This is a genomic window from Streptomyces sp. NPDC058701, from assembly GCF_042715295.1.
GTDB lineage: Bacteria > Actinomycetota > Actinomycetes > Streptomycetales > Streptomycetaceae > Streptomyces.
Window position 1 is genome coordinate 25,127 of the sequence record NZ_JBHXSY010000060.1, and the last position, 6,624, is coordinate 31,750.

Here is a 6,624-nt window from a genome sequence, read left to right on the forward strand (position 1 = left end):
GCTCCGCAGCGGGCACCGCACCGCGACACGGCGTACGTGCTCGGCTCCTGCACGAGCCGGCAGGAACGCCAGCCAGTACCAGCACGACGACGGGACCCCCTCTTGAGCCTGATGCCCGGATCACGCATGCCGGGACGGACCTGGACGGTCCGCCTCACCGGACACCACGACCACACCGTGTCCGTCACCTGCAGCACCACCGCGTGCAAGATGCCGCCCCGCTCGAAGGACACCGGGACTATGCGCCGGTTCGCCGCGGAGCACATCAAGGCCCACGCACGTCTCGCCGGCCTCCGCCCCAACGCCGCCTGCAGCTGCGGCAACGCGCAGTGCACCCTTCACGAGGCCCGCGTTCAGTGCGCAGGCACCGCCCTCCTGGTCCTCGTCCACAACCCAGCCGTCGGTCAGGTCTGGACCCTGGCAGAGGTGTGCCAGACCTGCGCCCGCCACATCCCGCACATCACCGTCCTGGCCACGGGCAGGCCAACCGTCCCCACCCCCACGGCCTCTGTTACCGAGCAGCCGGCGCAGCGAGTCGCGGTGCCAGGAGGATTCTCCTCACCGGAGGCCGCGCCAGATCCCGAACCGAGGCGCCGCCGCCCCCACCGTCCTCGCCGGCCGCAGGGCTGAGACCGGCGAGGCACATCCGTCGAGCCGTCGCAGCGCGGGCGGCCGTCTGCTCTCCAGAACCTGCGTGACCACGAGATCGTGGGGGTCAGGTGCGGGTGACGCCGAAGCCGGTGTCGTTGAGGGTGCCGGCCGAGGCGATGCCCGAGCCCGTGAACATCCGCATGGTGGTTCAGCCGCGGGGCCGGGTCTCCTCACCGCGATCCTTCGTCCACCTCTTCACCACGATGAGCTCTCCGCTGGCCGTCTCCTCCAGCAGCTCGATGCACACATCGCCCTCCTGGCTGGCGTACCTGCCCACGAAGCCGCGGAACTTCCTGTCCGCGACGGCGGCAGCAGTCCAGGTGCCCTTCACCCCCGGAGGCCCCGGCTGGAAGGACAGGGTCACGTGGTGCGCCACGATGGGCTCCGCATTCGGGCCCCGCCCAGTCGCGGTCACGATGCCTCCGACCGCGTTGACACGGGAACCGCAGCGCCGGGGAAGCGGCCGTCCTCGATGACAGACAGGGCGAAGTGGTTCATGAGCCTCTTCTGTCGCTTGGCGAGGGGAGACGAGACGGTCCGCCCGGTCGACGTGCGAAGGGCTTCCGGGCGGACTCCGCTACCCAGGCTGCAGCCTTGCCCGCCTCGGCGCCGGGAACACGGCCGCGCCCTGAGCTGAACGGGGGCGTCACCCCGATCGAAAGGGCCGGACACACGTAGGGGGACGTCCCTCCTAGGGGTGGCTTTCGCCGCGCTCCGTGTCGCAGACGGCCAGGCCGGCAGTTGACCCTCCATGAACACCATCACGTACCCCGTGCTCGCGGCAGCGGCGGCACTGGTCTGCGTCGCAGCAACAACCCCGGCCATCACAGCGACCCAGGCGCAGCTCCGCTACCAATGCTCCAGCAGCACCCGGTCCATCGACGACACCGCGTACAGCGGGCCGTGGCCCGACAACTGGGACGTCACCATCTCCGTGTGCGCTGCCCGCTCCGGAGCCACCGCCTACGCCTACGCCGAGGCCCGGTGGGACGGCCCCACCTTCTACTCAGTCGATGACCCAACGATCTTCGACGCTGCCAAGATCCGACTTCAGATCAAGCAATCCCGCGACGGCACCGACCCCGTGGTTGCTGAGAAGGACTTCGCCGGCCTGGAAGCCCGGCTGGAGGACAGCACAGCCAAGGCCAACTACGACGGGCGCTACCGCACGGGCACGATCAGCCATCGAATCGGCAACCGCGCCATCGGTGACGTGGTGCTGTTTCTGGACTGGCACGGAGACGGACGCGGCTTTCAGCGCCACGAGTACACCGGATCCCCGGCCGTCTGACCTGCGACGTCCGCGTACGGACTGCTGCGCCGGCGCCGCGTCGTCCGGCGGGAGCCCGCTGACGCTCGTGATGTCTCTGCCGGATATTACGATCCGGTCGTGGCTGAAATCCGACTCGACGACGACCTCATCCGGCTCCAGAAGCGGGCGGACACCGCCTGGGCATTCCTGCGCGAGATCCAGGACCGGCACGGGCGGCCGTCCGCTGAGGGCGGCTGGCCGCCGGAGGCGCACGAGGAGTGGCAGGCCGCCTGGCGGGAGTGGGGCGAGCGCGCCGACACGGTCCGCGACGCGATCGACCGCTGGGCTGGGGAGAGCGGCCAGTCCCGCCTCGACGTCGAGACCCGGCTCAGGGGCGAAGTCCCCGGCGGGAAGAACCCACAGATCTGTGTCGGGTAGCCCCCGCCTCCGGGCTGGCCCGGCCTGCTCGCCGGAGTCGCGACGCCTTCCTAGGGAGCCGGTGACGCTAGAGGGAAGAGCGCGAGTCCTGACCGGTGCGGGACTGTGTACCCGGCCCGCGTGGCGCCCGACACCTCGGGCGCCACTACCGGCAGGACGCCGGGCGCTGCGGTGCCGTTTCTGCGGGTGAACCCAGACGCCCGCCCGGGTGACACCGCCCCCGGACCCCTCCCGGCCGCCTGGCCCGGGCGGCTACAACCCCGGGTCGTGATCACCACCCTGCTGCGCCGCGGTCTGCCCGCGCTCGCCCTCGCGACCCTGCCCCTGCTCGCCACGACCCTCCCCGCGGCCGCCACCCCGGCCGTCCCGGCGGCGGAGCTGCCATACACCTCGTACGCCCCGGCCCGGCCCGCCGCCGGCGCGCCCGCGGCGCCGGCCGCGCGGGCGCCGCTGCCGCTCTTCGAGGCGATCGACTTGATCCCGGTCGCGGAGGAGCGGCGGGAGGGCTACAAGCGGGACTTGTACAAGCACTGGAACCGCGGGCTGAACGCCTCCGACGGCTGCGACACCCGCCGCGAGGTGATCCTGTCCGAGGCACGGCAGGCACCCGCGGTGGCGGCGGGCTGCAAGCTGACTGGCGGGGTGTGGGTGTCCCCGTACGACGACGTGACGGTGACGGACGCGGCCGGCCTCGATGTAGATCATTTCGTACCGCTTGCCGAGGTGCACGACTCGGGCGGCTACGCCTGGGACGCGGCGCGGCGGGAGGCGTACGCGAACGACCAGGTCTCCCCGGTCACGCTGATCGCAGTCACTGCGAAGTCGAACCGGTCCAAGAGCGACAAGGACCCGGCGCAGTGGCTGCCGCCGGCGGGCGGCTACCACTGCGAGTACGCGGCGCAGTGGGCCGCTACCAAGCTCCGCTGGGACCTCGACGCCGACGCCGCCGAGCGCCAGGCCCTCCTCGGCGTCGCCGAGGACTGCCCGAACACCACCGTCGTCTACGAACCGGCCCTCTAACCATCCTGCGCCGAGCCGGCCCCCGGCTGATTCAGGCGAGGCGGGAGCCGAGCCGGAACCGCAGGTCGCCCGCCGCCCGGCGTACCTCCTCGTGCTGCCTGTCGTCGTCGAGGAGCCCGAGGAGCACCACCAGGGCACGTGCCTCGTCGGCGCTGATCAGCTTGAGCCGGGGCTCGGTCACGGAGTCGAGGAGCACGTCGAGCAGGTCCAGGGTCTCGTCCATGCCGGAACAACGCCGGGACCGGCCCGGCCGTCACCCCAGGGCCCGGCTGCGGCGGGCGTGCGCCGGTCCCGGTCGTCCGCGTCCGCGCCTGGCGGCGGCCGGGGCGCGGGCCGGAGGCCCCGCCAGTACGCCGCGGCGGGCCCGCGGGTACTCCGGCTGGTGGGGATTCGGCTGATCCGGATGTGCGGGCGGGCCGGGTGCGGGATGGTCGGTGGGCGCCCGGAGCGGGTGCGGAGGTTCGGCTGGGTGGGGAGGCTGCGGGTGGAGGAGACCTGGACGACGGACGAGTACGGGCCTTCGCACGAGGGATCGGTCGGGGTGCTGCTCGCGGACGGGACCGTGCCGGGGCCGGTGTACTTCGACTCGGGGTCGGGCTCGGGCGGGGAAGCGGTGGGGCACTGGAGCGTCTACGACGGGCGCTGGCCGCACGCGCCGAAGGCGGCGGTCCTGCGGGCGGTGTGCTCGTGCGGCTGGACCGGCCCGGAGCACCCGGTCGACTGGGAGTCGATCGGCGAGACACCCTTCCGTGAGGCCGGGCTGACAGACGCGGACACCTGCCTGCAGGACTGGGACGGCCACACCGCGGCCGTCGGGGCGACGACCGTCCCCCTGCCCGCCGAGGTCACCGACCTCGTCGAGCGGCTGGTGGAGGAGATCGAGAAGCTGGCCCGGACCTCTCCGATCGCCGCGGTGAAGGCGGCCCGTCAGCTGGAGGTCGCCGCGGCACGGGTCGGCTACTGGGCGGCCCACGACACCCACAAGGACACCCCGCCCGACCAGGCCGCCTCCGCGCTCGGCCTCAGTACCACCGACACCCGCAAGCTGCTCGCACGCTACGGCCGCTGGAGCCCCTACCGCTGAACAGTCGGACGGACGCCGCGCGGGGTTCTCCGATGGGGCGCCGGGTGTGCGGCCTCCGTCGCGGCCCTGCTGGCCAAGACCGCACCCCCGGACGGCCGGCCATACTCCCCGGCCTGGGCCCGCCGCCTCGCCGCCCGGCGTTCTACCCGGTGACGCCGAGCATGTTGTCGGGGCTGCAGTACGGGCAGGCCTCGATTCCCTCGGCGAGCATCCGGCGCACCTCCTCGGCATCGGCCGGCTTGCCGCGGCCCATGCTGCAGTCCCCGGCGTGGACCCGCAGTCCCTTCAGCCCGCTGCCGGTGCGGATCCCCTCGACCTTCCACTCCGGCGGCGCGGGAGGCGGCCGCCGGGCCCGGACCTCGGCGAGCTCGGCCTCCAGGGCGGTGATGGTCTGCGCGGCCTGCCGCTGCTGCCAGGCCAGCCACGCCGCCACGGCCCGCCAGCTCTCCAGCCGCGCCTCCAGCTCACCCACCACGACAACCCTCCTCCGGCTCGACCACGAACCTGCCGCCGACCAGCCGCACCACGACCTCCGGCTCACCGCCCGGCACCTCTTGGGCGGCCCGCCACAGCCGCGTATGCCCCACCCGGCCCGGGTCGCCGTCCGCCCAGTACGGTGGTCGCCGATCCGGCAGGAGAGCCGGAACAGCTCCGCCCTCAGCTCGATCGCGCCCGCGCCTGGCCGCCGGGCGAGCTGGTGTTGTAGCCCCGGATCCAGGACTGCTGGAGGGCGATCAGGTCCGGGGGGAGCGGTCGGAGGGTCTCGGGCCGCCCGGGTCGCTGCTCACGCTGCGGTCGTCCACCCATAGGCGCGGGCCTGCCGGCACAGCTCCACCCTGCCCGCGCGGGAGCGGCCCGGCGCCGCCCAGTACGGGTGCCCGTACAGCCGGCAGGACAGCACGACCGGGCGCCGCCGAGCACCGCGGTGCCAGCCCCGGCTTGGGCACGGGCGAGCACGTCATAGGTACGGAGCCACGCGGCCTGCAGCGCCACCAGGTCGTCGGGGAAACGGAACGATTCCATCCACCCAATAAAACATGTGTTCGATTTTAGTCACGAGCGGCACGCTCTCCCGGCGTTGGGCCGGTGTGGCTCAGTTGGCCGCCCTGAGCGCCGTCGTAGTTCGCCATACCGCCCGCGGGGTGGTTCATAGGACTTGATGAGCCCTGAGCCGGTACTCGGTGTCTTTACCTGAAGGTGCTGCCCTTCCCTGGCGGGCACGGTCCGCTACCAGCGAGGATGCCCGTCATGACCACCGGCCAGACCCTCGTCCCGCTGCGCTCGACGCACTCGATGCCCGTGGTGTTCGCCGCCGGCGCGGCCATCGGCGTGCTGGGCGGGATGATCGGGTTGGGAGGTGCGGAGTTCCGGCTGCCGCTGCTGATCAGCCTGTTCGGGTTTGCCGCGCTCTCCGCCGTGATCCTGAACAAGGCGATGAGCCTCGTCGTGGTCCTGACCGCGCTGCCCGCCCGCCTGGCGGCCGTGTCCGCGTCCGAGCTGGCCGGCCACTGGCCCGTCGCGGTCAACCTCCTGGCCGGGAGCCTGCTCGGTGCCTGGGCCGGGGCGTCGTGGGCTGTGCGGATGCGCTCCTCCACCCTGTACAAGGTGCTGGCCGTGCTGATGGTGCTCATGGCCGCGGCCCTGCTGTTCACCCACTTCTCGACGCTGGGGACCCTCGACCTGCCCGTGGGGGTGCAGGTGCCGCTCGGGGTGGCGGCCGGGTTCGGTATCGGGGTCGTCGCGGCCATCATGGGCGTGGCCGGAGGCGAGCTGCTGATCCCGACGATCGTGCTGCTGTTCGGGCAGGACAACAAGACGGCGGGGAGCCTCTCCCTGCTGGTGTCGCTGCCGACGATGCTGGTGGCCTTCGCCCGTTACAGCCGGGACGGCAGTTTCGCGGTGCTGGGCGCCAACCGCCGCTTCGCCCTGGTCATGGTCGCGGGCTCGATCGCCGGCGCGGTACTCGGCGGGCTGCTGCTCGGGATGTTCCCGGACGTGGTCCTCATTCCCGCGCTGGCCGTGATCCTGGTCGTCTCCGCAGTCAAGCTCGCCCGCCACGACTGACCCCGCTCCATCGCTTCGGTCCTGGCCAACTGGGATGCTTAGATCGTGTCCTATGTGGTTAGGCGGATCAGCCGTTTGTAGCAGCAGAGGGTGGCGGCGAGGCCGAGAAACGCCA

At 72.4% G+C, this 6,624-nt stretch carries 9 protein-coding genes; 6 read left to right on the forward strand and 3 right to left on the reverse strand.

Going from position 1 to position 6,624, the window contains the following annotated elements:
* Nucleotides 1-126 precede the first annotated feature (126 nt).
* Nucleotides 127-630 carry a hypothetical protein gene (locus ACFWW8_RS34835; RefSeq protein WP_386535883.1) on the forward strand — a complete coding sequence of 168 codons (504 nt, stop codon included), beginning with the start codon at nt 127-129 and terminating at the stop codon, nt 628-630.
* Between the two features lie 169 nt (nt 631-799).
* On the opposite strand, the gene ACFWW8_RS34840 is transcribed toward ACFWW8_RS34835, so the two are convergent.
* Complete coding sequence (locus ACFWW8_RS34840; RefSeq protein ID WP_386535885.1) at nt 800-1,027, reverse strand: hypothetical protein; 228 nt, start codon at nt 1,025-1,027, stop codon at nt 800-802.
* A 375-nt stretch (nt 1,028-1,402) separates the two neighbouring features.
* Between ACFWW8_RS34840 and ACFWW8_RS34845 the strand changes: the two genes are divergently transcribed.
* From ACFWW8_RS34845 to ACFWW8_RS34855, 3 genes are all read left to right on the forward strand, one after another.
* Nucleotides 1,403-1,942 (forward strand): hypothetical protein, encoded by a 540-nt coding sequence (locus ACFWW8_RS34845; protein WP_386535886.1) that lies wholly within the window; start codon nt 1,403-1,405, stop codon nt 1,940-1,942.
* Nucleotides 1,943-2,041: 99 nt separating this feature from the next.
* Nucleotides 2,042-2,341, forward strand: a complete 300-nt coding sequence (locus ACFWW8_RS34850) for a hypothetical protein (RefSeq protein ID WP_386535889.1) — start codon at nt 2,042-2,044, stop codon at nt 2,339-2,341.
* 267 nt (nt 2,342-2,608) lie between these two features.
* The gene (locus ACFWW8_RS34855; protein WP_386535891.1) at nt 2,609-3,361 is read left to right on the forward strand and encodes an HNH endonuclease family protein; all 753 of its coding nucleotides are present in this window, start codon (nt 2,609-2,611) and stop codon (nt 3,359-3,361) included.
* Nucleotides 3,362-3,392: 31 nt separating this feature from the next.
* Here ACFWW8_RS34855 and ACFWW8_RS34860 read toward each other — a convergent pair whose 3' ends face one another.
* Nucleotides 3,393-3,584, reverse strand: a complete 192-nt coding sequence (locus tag ACFWW8_RS34860) for a hypothetical protein (protein ID WP_383930607.1) — start codon at nt 3,582-3,584, stop codon at nt 3,393-3,395.
* 246 nt (nt 3,585-3,830) lie between these two features.
* Here ACFWW8_RS34860 and ACFWW8_RS34865 point away from each other — a divergent pair, with 246 nt between their 5' ends.
* Entirely contained in the window at nt 3,831-4,445 is a 615-nt protein-coding gene (locus ACFWW8_RS34865; RefSeq protein ID WP_386535895.1) for a hypothetical protein, read from the forward strand.
* Nucleotides 4,446-4,587: 142 nt separating this feature from the next.
* Here the strand turns inward: ACFWW8_RS34865 and ACFWW8_RS34870 are convergent, their stop codons facing one another.
* On the reverse strand, nt 4,588-4,920 hold the full coding sequence (locus tag ACFWW8_RS34870) for a DUF6233 domain-containing protein (RefSeq protein ID WP_386535898.1): 333 nt from the start codon (nt 4,918-4,920) through the stop codon (nt 4,588-4,590).
* Between the two features lie 773 nt (nt 4,921-5,693).
* Between ACFWW8_RS34870 and ACFWW8_RS34875 the strand changes: the two genes are divergently transcribed.
* Entirely contained in the window at nt 5,694-6,509 is an 816-nt protein-coding gene (locus tag ACFWW8_RS34875; RefSeq protein WP_386535901.1) for a sulfite exporter TauE/SafE family protein, read from the forward strand.
* Nucleotides 6,510-6,624: the final 115 nt, after the last annotated feature.